The 18343-nt window shown below is 67.2% G+C and carries 14 protein-coding genes; 3 read left to right on the top strand and 11 right to left on the bottom strand.

The window, feature by feature from the left end; translation table 11 throughout:
- Positions 1–32: 32 nt before the first annotated feature.
- The 4 genes from U6958_RS18860 to U6958_RS18875 form a co-directional block, all read right to left on the bottom strand.
- Positions 33–866 carry an amidohydrolase gene (locus U6958_RS18860; RefSeq protein WP_074923378.1) on the bottom strand — a complete coding sequence of 278 codons (834 nt, stop codon included), beginning with the start codon at positions 864–866 and terminating at the stop codon, positions 33–35.
- Positions 866–2029 (bottom strand): CoA transferase, encoded by a 1164-nt coding sequence (locus tag U6958_RS18865; protein ID WP_074923377.1) that lies wholly within the window; start codon positions 2027–2029, stop codon positions 866–868. The genes U6958_RS18860 and U6958_RS18865 overlap by 1 nt, the downstream gene beginning before the upstream one ends.
- A 58-nt stretch (positions 2030–2087) precedes the next feature.
- Positions 2088–3092, bottom strand: coding sequence for a tripartite tricarboxylate transporter substrate binding protein (locus U6958_RS18870; protein ID WP_074923376.1), 1005 nt, complete (start codon positions 3090–3092; stop codon positions 2088–2090).
- Positions 3093–3173: 81 nt separating this feature from the next.
- Positions 3174–4043, bottom strand: a complete 870-nt coding sequence (locus tag U6958_RS18875; protein ID WP_074923375.1) for a CoA ester lyase — start codon at positions 4041–4043, stop codon at positions 3174–3176.
- Between the two features lie 75 nt (positions 4044–4118).
- Here U6958_RS18875 and U6958_RS18880 point away from each other — a divergent pair, with 75 nt between their 5' ends.
- Positions 4119–5036, top strand: coding sequence for a LysR family transcriptional regulator (locus U6958_RS18880; protein ID WP_016446874.1), 918 nt, complete (start codon positions 4119–4121; stop codon positions 5034–5036).
- 9 nt (positions 5037–5045) lie between these two features.
- On the opposite strand, the gene U6958_RS18885 is transcribed toward U6958_RS18880, so the two are convergent.
- Positions 5046–5954 carry a LysR family transcriptional regulator gene (locus tag U6958_RS18885; RefSeq protein WP_193584788.1) on the bottom strand — a complete coding sequence of 303 codons (909 nt, stop codon included), beginning with the start codon at positions 5952–5954 and terminating at the stop codon, positions 5046–5048.
- Positions 5955–6061: 107 nt separating this feature from the next.
- Here U6958_RS18885 and tam point away from each other — a divergent pair, with 107 nt between their 5' ends.
- Positions 6062–6835 carry a trans-aconitate 2-methyltransferase gene (gene tam / locus U6958_RS18890; protein WP_193584890.1) on the top strand — a complete coding sequence of 258 codons (774 nt, stop codon included), beginning with the start codon at positions 6062–6064 and terminating at the stop codon, positions 6833–6835.
- Between the two features lie 19 nt (positions 6836–6854).
- Here the strand turns inward: tam and U6958_RS18895 are convergent, their stop codons facing one another.
- Positions 6855–7250 carry a VOC family protein gene (locus U6958_RS18895; RefSeq protein WP_016454836.1) on the bottom strand — a complete coding sequence of 132 codons (396 nt, stop codon included), beginning with the start codon at positions 7248–7250 and terminating at the stop codon, positions 6855–6857.
- A gap of 148 nt (positions 7251–7398) precedes the next feature.
- Between U6958_RS18895 and U6958_RS18900 the strand changes: the two genes are divergently transcribed.
- Positions 7399–8628 carry a nucleoside recognition domain-containing protein gene (locus tag U6958_RS18900; protein WP_016454837.1) on the top strand — a complete coding sequence of 410 codons (1230 nt, stop codon included), beginning with the start codon at positions 7399–7401 and terminating at the stop codon, positions 8626–8628.
- Positions 8629–8761: 133 nt separating this feature from the next.
- On the opposite strand, the gene sbcB is transcribed toward U6958_RS18900, so the two are convergent.
- The 5 genes from sbcB to dnaE form a co-directional block, all read right to left on the bottom strand.
- Positions 8762–10201 (bottom strand): exodeoxyribonuclease I, encoded by a 1440-nt coding sequence (gene sbcB / locus U6958_RS18905; RefSeq protein WP_074923374.1) that lies wholly within the window; start codon positions 10199–10201, stop codon positions 8762–8764.
- A 37-nt stretch (positions 10202–10238) separates the two neighbouring features.
- Positions 10239–11693 carry a cardiolipin synthase gene (gene cls, locus U6958_RS18910; RefSeq protein WP_016446867.1) on the bottom strand — a complete coding sequence of 485 codons (1455 nt, stop codon included), beginning with the start codon at positions 11691–11693 and terminating at the stop codon, positions 10239–10241.
- A gap of 83 nt (positions 11694–11776) precedes the next feature.
- Entirely contained in the window at positions 11777–14113 is a 2337-nt protein-coding gene (clpA, locus tag U6958_RS18915; RefSeq protein ID WP_074923373.1) for an ATP-dependent Clp protease ATP-binding subunit ClpA, read from the bottom strand.
- 63 nt (positions 14114–14176) lie between these two features.
- Positions 14177–14554 (bottom strand): ATP-dependent Clp protease adapter ClpS, encoded by a 378-nt coding sequence (gene clpS / locus U6958_RS18920; RefSeq protein ID WP_016454840.1) that lies wholly within the window; start codon positions 14552–14554, stop codon positions 14177–14179.
- 133 nt (positions 14555–14687) lie between these two features.
- Positions 14688–18221 (bottom strand): DNA polymerase III subunit alpha, encoded by a 3534-nt coding sequence (gene dnaE / locus U6958_RS18925; protein ID WP_047218165.1) that lies wholly within the window; start codon positions 18219–18221, stop codon positions 14688–14690.
- Between the last annotated feature and the right edge of the window lie 122 nt (positions 18222–18343).

Consider the following 18343-nt stretch of genomic DNA (forward strand, 5'->3'; position numbering starts at 1 on the left):
CCTGGGCTGCGAGGCTTGCGTGCCCCGCGCCCTCAATCGAATCCGTACAGCTCGGCGGCGTTGTCCACCAGCACGCGGGCGCGCAGCGCCGCATCGGAAATCCAGCGTGACAACAAGGCCAGCAGCATCGGGGTCTGCGGCGGATGGGCAGCTTCGGTGACATGGGGCCAGTCGCTGCCCCAGACCAGGCGCTGCGGGGCCTCGGCCACCCAGGCCTGCGCCAGCGCGTCGCAATCGGCATAGCCTGCGGCCAAGCCCGCCCGGCTGTTCAGATACGGGCCCGAGAGCTTGACCCAGGCCCTGCCCTGCTGCACCAGCCCACGGACCACACCGAAGGCAGGCTGGTGCACGCCAGCGCCGTCAGCACTGTCAGCCAGCCGCGCCATGTGATCGAACACCAGGGTGCATGGCAGCCGCTGCAGCAGCGCCGCATGGGCCTCGATCTGGCTGGCCAGCCAGTGCAGCTGCACATGCCAGCCCAGCGCGGCAATGCGCTCGGCCAACGGCTCCAGCATGTCCAGCCGCACGGCTGCATCGTGCTCGGTGTGCAGCGAAAAGCGGATGCCGCGAATGCCGCCGTCATGCAGCGCCCGCAGCTGGGCGTCGGTGATCTCGGGGTGCACTACGGCAATGCCGCGCGTGCTTGCTGCGCCCAGCGACTGGATGGCGTGCAGCGTGGCCCGGTTGTCCGTGCCATGCGCACGCGGCTGGACGATGACGGCGCGCTCCAGCCCCATGGCGCCGCGCAGCTGCGCATAGTCGGCAGCCGTGGCATGGGCACCAAAACGCGTATCAAAACGCGTATGAAAGCGCGGATCGAAGACATGCAGATGGGCGTCGCAGGCTCCAGCGGGCAGTGCGTGCATCAGAGGCTCTCTTGCGCGGCGGCCTTCAGCGCCTCGGTATGCTGGCCCAGCGTGGGCGCGGCAAAGGCCGGCGGGCCGGGCGTGCGGTCGAACTCCACGGCGCCGGCAAAGCCCCGGTAGCTGCCCAGGGTCGGGTGCTCGAAGCGGGTGACCATGCCCTCGGCCTGCACCTGCGGGTCGTCGAACATGTCTTCCACCGTGCGCGCCGCCGCGCAGGGCACTTCCTCGCCGAACAAGGCCTCCCATTCCAGTGCGCTGCGCCCCGCCAGCGCCTGGCGCAGCAGGGGCACCAGCACGTCGCGGTGCTGGGCGCGCTTGCGCACGGAGTCGTAGCGCTCGTCACCGGCCAGCTCGGGCAGCCCCAGCTTGCGGCACAGCGCCTCCCAGAAATGCGCGGTATTGGCCGAGATGTAGAGATGTCCTTCGCGCGTCGGGTGGATGCCCGTGATGCCGCCGGAGCGCATGTCGCGCCCCACCTCGCGCGGCTCGCCCTCGGCCCAGACCATGCGTGCGGACTGCATGGTCAGCGCCGCGCGCAGCAGCGACACGCCCACATGCTGGCCCAGCCCGCTTTTCTCGCGCTCGTACAGCGCCGACGACACGCCGCCCGCCACCAGGGCCGAGGCGTAGTAGTCCACCACGGAGCCGTAGAGAATCTCGGGCGGCCCGCCAGCCTTGCCCTGCATGGCGCACATCCCGGTCATGGTCTGCAGCACCTGGTCGTAGCCCGCCTTGGCCTTGAGCGGCCCGCGGCTGCCATAGCCGGTGACGCTGCAATAGACGAGGCGTGGGTTGATGGCGGCCAGTTGCGCAAAACCGATGCCCAGCCGCTCGGGCACGCCGGGCCGGAAGTTGTGGACCAGCACATCGGCCTCGCGCACCAGGCGCAGCAGCACGGCGTGGTCGGCCTCATCCTTCAGGTCCAGCACCATGCCCCACTTGCTGCGGTTCACGCCCAGGAAGGCGCGGCTTTCGGCCTCCAGCGTGGAGGGGTACTTGCGCAGGTTGTCGCCCACGGGCGGCTCGACCTTGATCACCTCGGCGCCCTGGTCCGCCAGCAGCGAGCAGCCATAAGGCCCCGCGATATAGGCGCTCAGGTCCAGCACGCGCACGCCGCTGAGCGGGCCTTTCGGTCCCTGGCGTTCACCGGGCACAAAACTCATTCGTTTCTCCTGATAGGGAAGCGGGAAGGCCTGGGGCGCCTCCCGCCAAAGGCCGGGTTCAATCGGCCTGGATATTGCGGTCCTTGGCGAGCTGCTTCCAGCGCGCCACGTCGCTGCGGATCACCTGTGCGAACTGCTGCGGCGTCACGGGGTTGGCAATGGCGCCTTCGCGCAGGAAGCTGGCCTGGATGGTCGGCTTGGCCAGCACCTGGTTCACGGCCTGGTTGAGGCGGTCCACGATGTCGGCGGGCGTGCCCGCAGGCGCCAGCAGCCCCCACCACAGATCGAATTCGTAGCCCGGGATGGCCGTTGCCATGGGCGTCAGGTCCGGCGCAATGGGGCTGGGCTTGAGGCTGGTGATGCCGATGGCGCGCAGCTTGCCGTTGCGCACCATGGGCAGGATGGACGGGCCGCTGGAGACCAGCATCTGCACCTGGTTGCCGATCACGTCGGTCACGGCCGGACCCTGGCCCTTGTAGGGCACATGCATGATGTCCATGCCCGGCACCATGGAGCGCATCATCTCGGTCGCGAAGTGGTTGATGCTGCCGGTGCCCGAGGTGGCGTAGTTGAACTGGCCCGGGCTGGCCTTGATGGCGCGCACCAGATCCTGCGGCGTCCTGGCCGGGAATTCGTTGTTCACGGCCACCACCAGCGGGCCCTTGGCAAACATGGCCACGGGCGCCAGGTCCTTGACGGGATCGAAGGGCATCTTGGCCTGCACCGCGGCATTCGTGGTCATGCTCGACGACACCGCCACCAGCGTGTAGCCGTCTGCCGCCGCCTTGGCCACCGAGGCCGTGCCGGTGTTGCCGCTGGCGCCGGGCCGGTTGTCCACGATCACGGTCTGCTTGAGCAGATCGCCCATTTCCTTGGCCACCTGGCGTGCGAACACATCGTTGGAGCCTCCCGGCGGATAGGGAACCACCATGGTGATGGCCTTGGACGGGAAGGCGCCCTGCGCCATCAATCCCGGCGAAGCCAGCCCGGCCAGCGTGGCCACCGTTGCCGTGGCCGCCAGCGCCACCAGCCTGCGCCGCGTGCGGCAATGCGAAATGCTCATGTCTTTGTCTCCTGTCCTGTTTCTTGTCGTTGTGTTGCCCGGCATGCAGGACGCCGGTACACCGGAATGCCAGAACCCTATTCAGGCCACCAGCAGCCCCTGTGCATGCGCCGCAGCCACGATGGCCTGGGCACGCAGCACAAAGGGCTTGTCCACCATCTTTCCGTCCACCACATAGGCGCCCAGCGCATTGGCGTCAGCCTCGCGGGCCGCCTGGACCACCTTCAGCGAGTGGGAAATCTCCTGCTCGGTCGGCTGGTAGACCGCATTGGCCAGCGCGACCTGGCTGGGGTGTATGCACGTCTTGCCCAGAAAGCCCAGGCCGCGCGACAGCCGCGCCTCGGCGCTGAAGCCGTCGCTGTCGCGGATGTCGGCAAAGGCGCCGTCATAGGCATAGATGCCTGCCTCGGCAGCGGCCAAGCGCACGGCAAGCAGCACCTGGGCAATGGCGGCGGGCTCGCGCCGGTTCACGCCAAAGGGCTCGAACAGGTCGCCCAGCCCTATCTGCAGGCCGGCCACGCTGGCGTGGGCGCTGGCCAGTTCGGCAGCGCAGCGCAGGGCGCGGGGTGTTTCGATGTTGAGCAGCAGGCCAGGCGCCTGGGGCACGCCGTTGGCATCTGCCGCCTCGGCAATGCGCTGTGCGGCCTCGCGCACCTGCTGCACGGTCTCGGGCTTGGGCAGATTGATGAGGTGCACGCCGTCGCGCACCATCTCGGCGATGTCGGCTCCGAAATGCGGCGTGTCCATGGCGTTGACGCGCACGATGAGCGTCTTGCCGTGGCCCCGGCTTTCAGGGGTGAGCAGGAAGCTGCGCAGCAGGCCGCGCGCCTCGTCCTTGCGGGCCTCGGCCACCGCGTCCTCCAGGTCGAAGGACAGTGCGTCGGCCTCGCCGGCCAGGGCCTTGGCGAACAGCTCGGGACGCGATGCGGGAACAAACAGTTTGCTTCTCATGGCCCGCATTGTGGGCGGCAGAAAGCCAAGAGAAGCACAGGTAATATTTGTTCAAACCACACAAATTCTTTGTTTATGGAAACCAGCTACCTGCACAGCTTCCTGCTCGTGGTGGAGACCGGCTCCATGGCCGAGGCCGCGCGGCGCCTGGATATCACGGCGGCCGCCGTGGCCCAGCAGATCCGCATCCTGGAGCGCGAGTTCGACGCCCCCCTGCTGGCCCGCGCAGGCCGCACCGTGCTGCCCACCCCGGCCGGCCACCGCCTGGCCCAATCCGCGCCGCAGTTGCTGCGCGAACTGGCCAATGCCAAGACCCATGTCAGCCAGGAAGGCACGGCCGGGGAACTGGTCATAGGCACCATCAACACGGCGCTGCACAGCCTGCTGCCCGACATCCTGGCCGGCTTCGTGAAGAAGTGCCCTGACGCCAAGGTGTTCCTGCGGTCGGCCACCACGCGCGAGCTGTACGAGGCCGTGCGGCAGGGCGAGCTGGATGCGGCGGTCTGCCTGCACCCCTCGTTCGCCCTGGCCAAGACCTTCGACTGGACACTGCTGCGCGAGGAGCCGCTGGTGCTGCTGGTGCCGCGCCAGCTGGCGCACCTGGACCCGCACACGCTGCTGCGCACCCAGCCGCTGATCCGCTATGACCGCAGCTTGGGCGGCGGCCAGATGGTGGAGCGCTACCTGCGCGCCGCGCAGATCGCTCCCCAGGAGCGCTTTGAACTGAGCTCGCTGGTGGCGATTGCCATGATGGTGGACAGGGGCCTGGGCGTCTCCCTGGTGCCCGACACGGCGCTGAACCTGCCCGATGGCCAGGGCGTGGTGCGGCTGGCCCTGCCCGAGGAATCGCAGTCGCGGCGCTTCGGTGTGATGTGGCTGCGCTCTTCGGCACGCCTGCCGCTGATCCACAAGCTGGTGGAATGCGCGCGCACCGTGGTCAGGCAGCGCGGCGGTCCTCGCGCTGCCGCACGCGCAGCAACCCGGTCACCATAGTCCGCACCTTCAGGACTCCGCCACGGCCGCCGTGGCAACCAGGTCCTGGAACCTGCGCAGCACCGCAGACGCATCGCCCACGCGCGTGGCCAGATGCAGCGGAGCGGCCAGCCCCGGGCATTGCGACAGCGTGCGGTAGGCAATGCCGTCGCTGCGCAGGCGCTGCATGGAGGCAGGCACGATGGACAGCCCCAGCCCTGCCGAGACCAGGCTCAGCGTCGCCGTCATGCGCGGCGCCTCCTGCACCACGCGCGGGCTGAAACCGGCCTCCAGGCAGGCCTTGAGAATGGCGTCGTACAGGCCCTGCCCCACCCTGCGCCGGTACAGCACGAAATCCTCCGAGGCGAGCTGCGGCAAAGGCACGGGCCGGCGCAATGGGCGTGCCAGCGCATGCCCTGCCGGCAGGGCCAGCAGCATGGGCTCCTCCAGAATCGGCACGGCCTGCAGCCCCTGGCTGCCGTGCAGGGGCGAGCGCACAAAGGCCGCGTCCAGCCGCTCTTGCAGCAATGCATCCATGAGCTCGCCCGTGCCCGCCTCCTCCAGCGCCACGGCCACGCCGGGCACCTGCTGGCGGAACATGCGCAGCACGCCGGGCACGAAGGGATGCAGTGCGGCAGAGCTGGTGAAACCCACGGCCAGCCGGCCCGTCTCGCCGCGGGCGGCACGGCCCACCACTTCGGCCAGCCCATCGGAGCGGGCCAGCAGCGCCCTGGCCTCTTCCAGCAGCGCCAGCCCCGCCGCCGTGGGCCGCACGCCGCGCGGCAGGCGCTGCACCAGCTCCACGCCCAATTCGTGCTCCAGGCCCTGCAGCAATCGCGTCAGCGGCGGCTGCTGCATGCCCAGGCGCTCGGCCGCGCGCGTGATGTGGCCTTCCTCGGCGATGGCGACAAAGGCGCGCAGTTGGCGAAGCTCGGGCACATCAATACTTTCAAGGTATGGGAAGGCTTCGATTGTGGCATTTGCAATCATGAATGGACGGATTTACGCTCGCGCCCCACAAACACACCTACCTGAAAGGCAACACGATGACCTGGTCCGCAAAGCAGTACACAACGTTCGAGCAGGAACGCACCCGCCCCGTGCGCGACCTGGTGGCCGCCATTCCCGATCTGCCTGGCCGCGCCGTGCGGCTGGCCGTGGACCTGGGCTGCGGCCCCGGCAACTCCACCGAGGTCCTGGCCCAGCGCTTCCCCGGGGCCACCGTGACGGGACTGGACAATTCCGAGGACATGCTGGATGCCGCACGCAAGCGGCTGCCGGGCACGGCCTTCTGCCTGGCCGACATCGCCACCTGGCAGCCCGACCAGCCGCAGGACGTGATCCTGGCCAATGCCTCGCTGCAGTGGCTGCCAGACCACCAGCAGCTTTACCCGCGCCTCGTCAGCCACCTGGCACCCGGTGGCAGCCTGGCCGTGCAGACGCCGGACAACCTGGAAGAACCGGCCCACCGGCTGGCGCGCGAAGTGGCCGCCAGCGGCCCATGGGCTGCCACGATTGGCGATGTGCGCCACCCCGCACGTCACAGCGCGGACTTCTACTACGCCCTGCTTCGCCCGCACTGCAGCAACGTCGATGTCTGGCGCACCACCTACTTCCACCCGCTGGCGGGCGGCCATGCCGCGGTGGTTGAGTGGTTCAAGGGTTCGGCGCTGCGACCCTTCGTCGCGCCGCTGGATGAGGAGCAAAAGGCCGGCTTCTACGCAGCGTATCTGCAGGCCATCTCCCAGGCCTACCCCGCGCTGGACGATGGCACGGTGCTGCTGCCCTTCCCCAGGCTGTTCATCGTGGCCAGCCGCTGAAGCAGTGCGCCTTAGGCCCTCAGCGCGCCGGATGCAACTCGATGAGATCCCACAGATTGCCGTAGAGGTCTTCGAACACGGCCACGGTGCCGTGGGGCTTGCGCTGGGGATCCTGCACAAAGCGCACGCCGCGCGAGCGGTAGGCCTCGAAGTCGCGCAGGCAGTCGTCGGTCTGCAGGAACAGGAACACGCGCCCGCCGGTCTGGTTACCCACGCGCGCGGCCTGTTCCTCATTCGTGGCACGGGCCAGCAGCAGGCGCACACCGCCGCCACCGGGAGCCACGGTGACCCAGCGCTTGCCCTCGGACAGGGCGGTGTCCTCGATCAGCACGAAGCCCAGCGCGCCCACATAAAAGCGCAGCGCCTCGTCATAGTCGCGCACGGCGACGCTCACCTGTCCTATCACCTGGGGCATGGAATCCTTTGCAGCAATGGTGCGGTCCTCGGACCACGGGGCCGCGAGGATAACGGAGCCCTGTCAATGCCCTGCCGCCCTGGCCCGTAAGCCCTGCGGCTGGCCCCACAATGGCGGCTTGCAATTGCCTCGTGAGGGACGGGAATCCATGCTGAATGCCTTGTGGCTGGGCTTTTTTCTGGTGGCGGCCGTGGCTGCGCTGGCCCAATGGCTGGTCGGCGGCCAGGCCGGGATTTTCTCGGCCATGGTGCAGGCGCTGTTTGCCATGGCCAGGCTGTCGGTCGAGGTCATGGTGCTGCTGTTCGGCACGCTGACGCTGTGGCTGGGCTTTCTGCGCATCGCAGAGAAGGCCGGCGTGGTGGAGTGGCTGGCGCGCGTGCTGGGCCCGTTGTTCGCCAGGCTCATGCCCGAGGTGCCGCGCGGCCATCCGGCCCTGGGCCTGATCACGCTGAACTTCGCGGCCAACGGGCTGGGACTGGACAACGCGGCCACGCCCATGGGCCTGAAGGCCATGCGCTCGCTGCAGGAGCTCAATCCCCGGCCCGACACCGCCACCAATGCGCAGATCCTGTTCCTGGTGCTCAATGCGTCGTCGCTGACCTTGCTGCCCGTGACCATCTTCATGTACCGCATGCAGCAGGGTGCGCCCGATCCCACCCTGGTCTTTCTGCCGATCTTGCTGGCCACCTCGGCCTCGACCCTGGTCGGCCTGCTGGCCGTGGCCGTCGTGCAGAGGCTGCCGCTGTGGAGCCCCGTGGTGCTGGGCTACCTGCTGCCGCTGGGCCTGGCGCTGGCGAGCTTCATGGCCTTTCTGGCCACGCTGTCGGCGGCCGCGCTGGCGCAGCTGTCATCGCTGCTGGGCAACCTGACGCTGTTTGCCCTGATCGTGCTGTTCGTCACCCTGGGCGCCTGGCGCAAGGTCGCGGTCTACGACAGCTTCATCGAGGGCGCCAAGGAAGGCTTTGACGTGGCCAAGGGCCTGCTGCCCTACCTGGTGGCCATGCTCTGCGCCGTGGGCGTGTTCCGCGCATCGGGCGCGCTGGAGTATGCGCTGTCGGGCATACGCTGGGGGGTCGATGCCATGGGCATGGACGCCCGCTTCGTGGACGCCCTGCCCACGGCCCTGGTCAAACCCTTCTCGGGCAGCGCGGCGCGCGCCATGCTGATCGAGACCATGCAGACCCAGGGCGTGGACAGCTTCGCCGCCCTGGTGGCCGCCACCATCCAGGGCAGCACCGAAACCACCTTCTACGTCCTGGCCGTCTACTTCGGCGCCGTGGGCATACAGCGTGCCCGCCACGCCGTGCCCTGCGCCCTCATCGCCGAACTGGCCGGCGTGGTGGCGGCCATCGTGGTCTGCTACAAGTTCTTTGGCTGAAGGCACAAATGGGCGCTGCGCCTGAAGCCGACGCGGTCCAAGGCGAGGAAGACCGAGCAAGTGCCTACGCCGGCCGCCCCGCCGCGAGAGTGTCGCACCTCTCGGGAGAAGCCGCGCAGCGGCTCAGGGGGAACTAAAGTTCCGGCATGATCGCCTCGGCATAGTCATACAGCGCCCCCAGGATCTCCTCGCCGCGCTCGTCGGCAGTTTCCGATAGCTGATCGACCATGGCAAACATCTGCTCGGCCGTGCGTGCGCCGCCCTTGCCTTCGATCAGGCAGGCCGCGCAGTGCTGCAGCCAGCGCTGGCGCTCGGCCGGGTTCAGGCTGGCGGGGAAATTGCGGGCGCGGTAGCGGAACAGCAGCTCGGTCAGGCGTGCATCGTCGAAGCCCGTGCGGTCCAGCGCCAGCTCCTGCGCGGACAGGCTGCGCAGGTGGTTCAGGCGGCGCCGGTCCTCATTGCCCACGAAACCGCCGTACAGGTCCTGGTCGGCATCCAGCCCTTCCTGCGCAGGGCGCTGGTGAACGGCACGCCACAGCGCGCTCATGTCGGGCAGGTCCCGTGCAATGGCCGCATGGCCCATGCACTGCTCCACATCGATGCCCCATTGCGCGGCCATGGCCGGGCTCAGCGTCTTGAGGCTGCCGACCACCATGGGCGACTTGTTGACGTGGATGCTCTTGATGGGCAGGCGCTGCATGCCTTCGGGCAGGTCGGCCGCGCGCGAGAACAGGCGCAGGCGCAGCGTGTCCACGTCGATGGAGGCCAGCTCGGACGGGTCCTGCGCCAGATCCCAGCAGATGATCTCGTTCTTGTTGGTGGGGTGCGTGGCCAGCGGCCACATGACGGCGATGCAGCCGCGCTCGGGCCGGATCATGCCGCTGACGTGCAGAAAGGGCCTGGCATGCGCCGGCTCGGCCGGCAGGCCCATTTCCTGCAGCACCCGGTCCTTCTTGTGCAGCGAGAAGGCGAAGTCGAACAATCTGGGCTGGACCTTGCGGATCAATCGGGCCAGCCCGATGGTGGCACGCACGTCGGACAGGGCGTCGTGCGCCTTCTCGTGCAGCAGGCCGTTGGCGCGGGCCAGGTCCTCGAGCTTGAAGCTTGGAGATCCATCCTCCTTTTTCGGCCAGACAATGCCTTCGGGGCGCAGCGCATAGACCATGCGCACCACGTCGAGCAGGTCCCAGCGCCCGCAGCCGTTTTGCCATTCGCGCGCATAGGGGTCGATGAGGTTGCGCCAGAACATGAAGCGCGTGATCTCGTCGTCAAAACGGATGGTGTTGTAGCCCACGCCCACGGTGCCGGCCTGGGCCAGTTCCGCCTCGATGCGGGCGGCGAACTGGGCCTCGGGCATGTCCTGCTCCAGGCATTGCTGGGGCGTGATGCCGGTGATCAGGCAGGACTGCGGATCGGGCAGGTAGTCGCCTGCCGGCTGGCAGTACCACATGACGGGCTCGCCGATTTCATTGAGTTCCGCATCGGTGCGGATGCCCGCGAATTGCGCGGGCCGGTCATAGCGCGGCTGGGCGCCGAAGGTCTCGTAGTCGTGCCAGAAGAAGGTATGGGCCATCGGGCGAGTATGCCTGCGAAAAAAGTGCGTCCGGACATCACAGCAAGGGTGAGCAAAGGCGCGCGCCGGAGTCGAACAGGCGCAGTGCGAAGCCCAGGTCGCGCTTGAAATGCACGCGCTGCGCCTGCTCCAGGTCCAGCTCGAACTGGCGCGCCAGGTCGCCATTGAGCTGGGGCCCGTAGGCGATGGCGCAGACTTCGTAGTTCAGGAAGAAGCTGCGGTAGTCGAAGTTGGCCGTGCCGATGATGGAGATGCTGCCGTCCACCACCAGCGTCTTGGAGTGCAGCATGCGCGCCTTGTATTCGTAGACGCGCACGCCGCAGCGGATCAGTTCGTCGTAGTAGGAGCGCGCGGCCGCCGTGACCAGGGCCGAATCGGAGCGGCGCGGCACCAGCAGCTGCACATCCACGCCGCGCAGCGAGGCATTGGTGAGCGCGGCCAGCGCGGCCTCCGTGGGAACGAAGTACGGCGTGGTCAGCCAGACACGCTCCTCGGCCGCGTTGATGGCCGCAAGATGGGCGCGGTAGATGGCCTGCAGGCCGTTGTCGGGGCCGGAGGTGATGACCTGCACGGGCAGCGGGCCCTCGGGCGCGTCCGGCAGCAGCAGGTCGATGTCGGCGGGCTCGCTCTTGGGGTCCTTTTCGAGGGCGTAGGCCCAGTCCTCGAGGAACACGGTCTGCAGCCAGTTGACGATGGCGCCCTCCAGGCGCAGGTGCACGTCGTGGTAGGCATCGGGCATGACACGCGCGTTCTCTTCGTCGGTCACGTTGACGCCGCCCGTGAAGCCCACCTTGCCGTCGCACACCAGGATCTTGCGGTGGGTGCGGAAGTTGATGACCGGGCGCAGCCGCCGGCCGATCTTGGTGCCATGGAACAGCGCGACCTCGGCGCCCGCATCCTCCAGCGGCTGCAGAAAGCGCCGCCCCAGCTTCTTGGAGCCCAGGGCATCCACCAGCAGGCGCACCTGTATGCCTGCGCGGGCCCGCTGTATCAGCAGGTCGCGCAGGGCCGTGCCGGTCTGGTCGGGCTCGAAGATGTAGTACTCGAGGTGGATGTGGTGGCGCGCGGCATTCACCGCGTCGATGATGGCGTCGAAGGTGGCCGCGCCACCGACCAGCAGCCGCAGGTCGGTGGCCGTGCTCACCGGAAAGTCGCTGGTGGCGGCCACCAGTCGCGCGACCTGGTGCAGGCGCTCGGGACTGCCGGGCATGCGCTCGCGCAGCCGCTGCACGCCCGAGCGCACGCGCGATGTCTTGCGCGCGCGCAGCCGCTTGATGCGCTGGCGCTTGAGCCGTTGCGGGCCGAAGAAATAGTAGATGGCCAGCCCGCCCACGGGAATCGCCGCCATGGACAGCAGCCAGCTCAGTGTGGCCACGGGTGCGCTGCGCTGCAGAAGGATCCACACCGCGACGATCACCACATAGACCGACCAGGTCACCGACAGCAGCAGCAGCGCATTCTCATGGGTCAGGTACTGACGAAGCCACTCCACAAAGACTCCTTCGGGCGGATCAAAGAAAAAGCCGGCAGCCCGGGGGGCTGTCGGCTTGCGCGATGGGCATCAGGCGATGCACATCAGTCGGCGGTGGCCTCTTTGGGCTCGGCCGGCTCGGAAGCCGGGTCCTGCTTGGGCTGGGGCGTGATGTCGAGCCTGACCTCGCCCTTTTCGGCATCGTCGGCATCGACCACCCAGTCCACTTCCAGGCGGCCACCGTCGACCAGCTGCCCGAACAGCAGCTCGTCGGCCAGCGAGCGCCGGATGGTGTCCTGGATCAGGCGCTGCATGGGACGGGCGCCCATGAGCGGATCGAAGCCCTTCCTGGCCAGGTGCTTGCGCAGCGCATCGGTGAAGGTGACCTCCACGCGCTTTTCGGCCAGTTGCTGCTCCAGCTGCAGCAGGAACTTGTCGACCACGCGCAGGATGACCTGCTCGTCCAGCGGCTTGAAGCTGACGATGGCGTCCAGACGGTTGCGGAACTCCGGCGTGAACAGGCGCTTGATGTCGCCCATTTCGTCGCCGGCCTGGCGCGGGTTGGTGAAGCCGATCGAGGCCTTGTTGATGGTCTCTGCACCCGCGTTCGTGGTCATGATGAGGATCACGTTGCGGAAGTCGGCCTTGCGCCCGTTGTTGTCCGTCAGCGTGCCGTGGTCCATGACCTGCAGCAGCACGTTGAAGATGTCCGGATGTGCCTTCTCGATTTCGTCGAGCAGCAGCACCGAATGCGGCTTCTTGGTCACGGCCTCGGTCAGCAAGCCACCCTGGTCAAAGCCCACATAGCCCGGAGGCGCGCCGATCAGGCGGCTGACGGCATGGCGCTCCATATACTCCGACATGTCGAAGCGGATCAGGTCCACGCCCAGAATGTAGGCCAGCTGCTTGGCCGCTTCCGTCTTGCCCACGCCGGTGGGGCCCGAGAACAGGAAGGAGCCGATCGGCTTGTCCGGCTTGCCCAGGCCCGAGCGCGCCATCTTGACCGAGGAGGCCAGCGCCTCAAGCGCCTTGTCCTGGCCGAAGACCACGCTCTTGAGGTCGCGCTCCAGCGTCTGCAGCTTGCTGCGGTCGTCGTTGGACACGTTGGCAGGCGGAATGCGCGCGATCTTGGCCACGATGGCCTCGATCTCGGCCTTGTCGATGGTCTGCTTGCGCTGCTCCACCGGAATGATGCGCTGCGCGGCGCCGGCCTCGTCGATCACGTCGATGGCCTTGTCGGGCAGGTGGCGGTCATTGATGTACTTGGCCGACAGCTCGGCCGCAGCCTGCAGGGCGGCAGCGGCGTACTGCACGCTGTGGTGTTCCTCGAAGCGCGACTTCAGGCCCTTGAGGATGTCCACGGTCTCGGCCACCGTGGGCTCGACCACATCCACCTTCTGGAAGCGCCGCGACAGGGCCGCGTCCTTCTCGAAGATGCCGCGGTACTCGGTGAACGTGGTGGCGCCGATGCACTTGAGCTGGCCGCTGGACAGCGCCGGCTTGAGCAGGTTGGACGCGTCCAGCGTGCCGCCCGAAGCGGCGCCCGCGCCGATCAGCGTGTGGATCTCGTCGATGAACAGGATGGCGTTGGGCTTGTCCTTCAGCGACTTGAGCACGCCCTTGAGGCGCTGCTCGAAATCGCCACGGTACTTGGTGCCTGCCAGCAGCGCGCCCATGTCCAGCGAATAGACCACGGCCTCGGTCAGCACCTCGGGCACCTTGCCTTCGGTGATGCGCCAGGCCAGGCCCTCGGCGATCGCGGTCTTGCCCACGCCGGCCTCGCCGACCAGCAGCGGGTTGTTCTTGCGGCGGCGGCACAGGATCTGGATGGTGCGCTCGACCTCGTAGTCGCGCCCGATCAGCGGATCGATCTTGCCATCCTTGGCCGCCTGGTTGAGGTTCAGCGTGAACTGCTCCAGGGGCGAGGCCTTTTCGTTGCGTTCGCCACCGGCACCCTCTTCGGATTCCGCAGGGTTCTCCGCCTTCGCAGGCTCGGGCGGCTCGCCCTTCTTGATGCCGTGGGCGATGAAATTGACCACGTCCAGGCGCGTCACGCCCTGCTGGTGCAGGTAGTAGACGGCATGCGAGTCCTTTTCACCGAAGATGGCCACGAGCACGTTGGCGCCCGTGACTTCCTTCTTGCCGTTGCCGGTCGATTGCACATGCATGATGGCGCGCTGAATCACACGCTGGAAACCCAGCGTGGGCTGCGTGTCCACTTCGTCGGTGCCCGCGACCTGGGGCGTGTTGTCCTTGATGAAGTTGGACAGGGCCGAGCGCAGGTCATCGATGTTGGCTGAGCAGGCGCGCAGCACTTCCGCTGCACTGGGGTTGTCCAGCAGGGCCAGCAGCAGGTGTTCCACGGTGATGAACTCGTGGCGCTGCTGGCGTGCTTCGACAAAGGCCATGTGCAAGCTGACTTCCAGTTCCTGGGCGATCATTGATGACTCCTTTTCGCTTGCTGGGGATTATTGACTGCAACCATAAATCAGGGCGGCCCGGGTTTATTCAACAGGCTCGAACATGGCCTGCAACGGATGGCCCGCTTTCTGGGCGGCCTGCAGCACCTGCTCGACCTTGGTGGCCGCCACATCGCGCGAGTACACGCCGCAGACGCCGCGGCCGTCGAGATGGATCTTGAGCATGATCTGGGTGGCCGTTTCGCGGTCCTTGCCGAAGAGTTCCTGCAGGACGATGATGACGAATTCCATGGGCGTGAAGTCATCGTTGAGCATCACGACCTGGTACATCTGCGGCGGCTGCACGCGCTGGCGCCGCCGCTCCAGCACCACGGCGCCGTCGTCATCGGACACGGGCCGCACTGTGGGAATGGCAGGAGGGGTCGAAGGGGGTTGGGTTGCCATGAAAATCATTCTAGCCATCGGAGCCACTGTTTTCCGGAAGGGATATGCGAGGCGTGCCTGAAGAATTCAAGCGCGGCGCCTGCCCGGGCTGGCCAGCACGCACCAAAGCAGTGCCTGCTTGCCGCCACCGGACGCTGCGCCACCTTGCGCGTCATTCGTAGACCACCTTGACCTGGGCGCTGCCCGCCTGGGCATACCAGGCGGCCAGGGCTGCGTCGCTGGGATAGAAGCGGCTGCCGTCGCCCAGGGCCAGCTCGCAGCTGGCCGAGCCGCGCTCGTCCTCGCAGACCAGTCCCAGGCGCACCTTCATGCCGCGCTGCAGCTCGCCATGCTCGCCCTGCTCCACCACGGCGGGGAACTGGCGCAGCAGGCCGACCACGTCGGGCATCTTCTCGCCCACGCTGACCTGCAGGTAGCGCGCGAAACGGCAGCGCGCATCGGCCAGGTTGAACAGCTGCTGTGCCTTCATGCGCAGGCCACCGCTGAAGTGGTCCAGCTGCAGGCGCCCGGTGATGACGACGAATTCGTCGTCCTTGAGCAGATCGCGATAGGTATTGAGCGTGTTCTCGTCCACCGAGGCCTCGATCACGCCCGAGCCGTCATCGATCTTGAACAGGCCCAGCCGCCCGCGCTGGCCGTTGATGGCGCGGAAGTCGCTGATGATGCCGGCCAGGGTCTGGGGCTCGCGGCTGTCGCGCAGCTCGGCCAGCGGCGTGCGCACGAAGCGGCGCACCTCCTTTTCGACCTCGTCGAACAGATGGCCCGACAGGTAAAAGCCCACGGCGGTCTTTTCCTGGGTCAGCCTCTCCTTCACGCCCCAGGGCAAGGCATCGGCCAGGGGCGGCTCCTGGGTGCTGGAGCCCACGGCGTCCTCGCCCATCATGTCGAACAGCCCGCCCTGGTTGGCATTGGCCAGCGTCTTGTTGGCGAACTCGAAGGCATGGTCGATGGAGGCCACCAGGGCCGCGCGGTTCAGTTCGATGGCATCGAAGGCACCTCCCTTGATCAGGGCTTCCAGCGTGCGCTTGTTCAGGCGCGTGCGGTCCACGCGCACGCAGAAGTCGGCCAGGCTCTTGAACGGCCCCTTGTCGGCGCCGCGCGGGCCCACGCCACGGCCTTCACGGGCCGCGATGATGGCCTCGATGGCCTGCTGGCCCGTGCCCTTGATGGCACCCAGGCCATAGCGTATGACCTTGTCGGTGACGGGCTCGAAACGGTACATGCCGCGGTTGACATCCGGCGGCTCGAAGCTGATGCCCATCTTGAGCGCGTCTTCGTACAGCACCTTGAGCTTGTCGGTGTTGTCCATTTCCACGGTCATGTTCCCGCAGTAGAACTCGGCCGTGTAGTGCACCTTCAGCCAGGCCGTGTGATAGGCCAGCAGCGAGTAGGCGGCGGCGTGCGACTTGTTGAAGCCGTAGCCCGCGAACTTCTCCATCAGGTCGAAGACCTCGTCGGCCTTTTCCTCGCTGATGCCCTGCTTGGCCGCGCCCTCGCGGAAGATCCCGCGGTGCATGACCATTTCCTCGACCTTCTTTTTGCCCATGGCACGGCGCAAGAGGTCGGCGCCGCCCAGCGAGTAGCCGCCCAGCACCTGGGCCGTCTGCATCACCTGCTCCTGGTAGACCATGATCCCGTAGGTTTCGGCCAGCACCTTTTCGACCAGCGGATGCGGATACTCCACCACTTCCTTGCCGTGCTTGCGCGCCACGAAGCTGGGAATCAGGTCCATGGGTCCCGGGCGGTACAGGGCGTTCAGGGCGATCAGGTCTTCCAGCCGGCTGGGCTTGGCGTCGCGCAGCATGCCCTGCATGCCGCGCGATTCAAACTGGAACACGGCCTCGGTCTTGCCCTCGGAAAACAGCTGGTAGGTGCGCGCATCGTCCAGGGGGATGTTCTCGAATGCGAAGTTCTCCTGGCCCTTGTGGCGCTTGATGATGAACTCGCGCGCGATCTCCAGGATGGTCAGCGTGGCCAGGCCCAGAAAGTCGAACTTCACCAGGCCCACGGCCTCCACATCGTCCTTGTCGTACATGGCCACGGCCGAGTCGCTGCCCGGCTGCTGGTACAGCGGGCAGAAATCGGCCAGCTTGCCCGGGGCAATCACAACGCCGCCCGCGTGCATGCCAATGTTGCGTGTCATGCCTTCGAGCTTCTGGGCCATTTCAATCAGTGTCTTGACGTCTTCTTCTTTGTCGATGCGCTCGGCCAGCATGGGCTCGGCCTCGATGGCGTAGGTGTACTTGTCGCCCTCCTTCTTGGGATTGGGCGGGTACTTGAGCGTGACGTGCAGGCCAGGCTTGTTGGGAATGAGCTTGGAGATGCCGTCGCAGAAGGTGTAGCTCATGTCCAGCACGCGGCCCACGTCGCGGATGGCCGCGCGCGCGGCCATGGTGCCGAAGGTGGCGATCTGGCTGACGGCGTCGCGGCCGTACAGCTGCTTCACATAGTCGATGACGCGGTCGCGGTTGGCCTGGCAGAAGTCCACGTCGAAGTCGGGCATGGACACACGCTCGGGGTTGAGGAAACGCTCGAACAGCAGGTTGTATTCCAGCGGGTCCAGGTCCGTGATCTTGAGCACGTAGGCCACCAGCGAGCCGGCGCCCGATCCGCGGCCCGGACCCACGGGACAGCCGTTGAGCTTGGCCCACTTGATGAAGTCGCCCACGATGAGGAAGTAGCCCGGAAAGCCCATCTTGAGGATGGTGCCGATCTCGAACTCCAGTCGCTCGACATAGCGCTCGCGCTGGGCCTCGCGCTTGGCGGGGTCGGGATAGAGATGGATCAGGCGTTCCTCCAGTCCCGCAAAGGACTCCTGGCGGAAGAACTCGTCCATGGTCATGCCTTCGGGCACGGGGAAGTTGGGCAGCTGCGGCTTGCCCAGCACCAGCGTCAGGCTGCAGCGACGCGCGATTTCCACGGTGTTGGCGATGGCGCTGGGAATGTCGGCGAACAGCGCCTGCATCTGCGCGACGGTCTTGAAATGCTGGTCGCGCGTGAAGCGGCGCACACGCTTGGGGTTGGCCAGGATCTCGCCCTCGGCGATGCACACGCGCGCCTCGTGCGCTTCGTAGTCGTCGGGGCCGAAGAACTGTATGGGGTGCGTGGCGACCACGGGCAGGTTCAGGCGATCGGCCAGTTGCACGGCGGCCAGCACATGGGCTTCGTCGTCAGGCCGGCCTGCGCGCTGCAGCTCGATGAAGAAGCGGTGCGGGAACATGCTCGCCAGCCGCTGGGCGACGGCTGCTGCGCCGGCCTCGTCACCGCGCATCAGTGCCTGGCCCACCGGGCCGGCCTGGGCGCCGGCCAGCACGATCAGGCCTTCGCCCAGCTCCTGCAGCCAGGCCCATGTGTGCACGGCCTGGCCCTTGACCACATTGCGGGTCCAGCCCCGGGCCAGCAACTCGGACAGGTTGTGGTAGCCCAGCGGGCTTTGCACCAGCACGATGATGCGCGAGATCGCGGCGCCGTTTTCGCCCTCGATCTGGATTTCCGCGCCCAGCACGGGCTTGACGCCCTTGGCCCGGCCTTCGCGATAGAACTTGACGCCGCCAAACAGGTTGTTGAAGTCTGTGACGGCCAGTGCGACCTGCCCATCCTCGGCGGCGGCCTTGACGATGGCGTTGATGCGGTTGGTTCCGTCCACGACGGAAAATTCGGTGTGCAGGCGCAAATGGACAAACATATGGGCGCCATTGTAGAAAGCTCCGCAATGCCGGGACCCGTTCGCGGCCATGCCTTTGCCGCCGCCCCCGCCTGCGGGGCGGGCATCGCAGGCCGTTACAATGCCTCGGCCCGGTTGCGGGA

The sequence above is a fragment of the Delftia lacustris genome, assembly GCF_040267515.1.
GTDB lineage: Bacteria > Pseudomonadota > Gammaproteobacteria > Burkholderiales > Burkholderiaceae_C > Comamonas > Comamonas tsuruhatensis.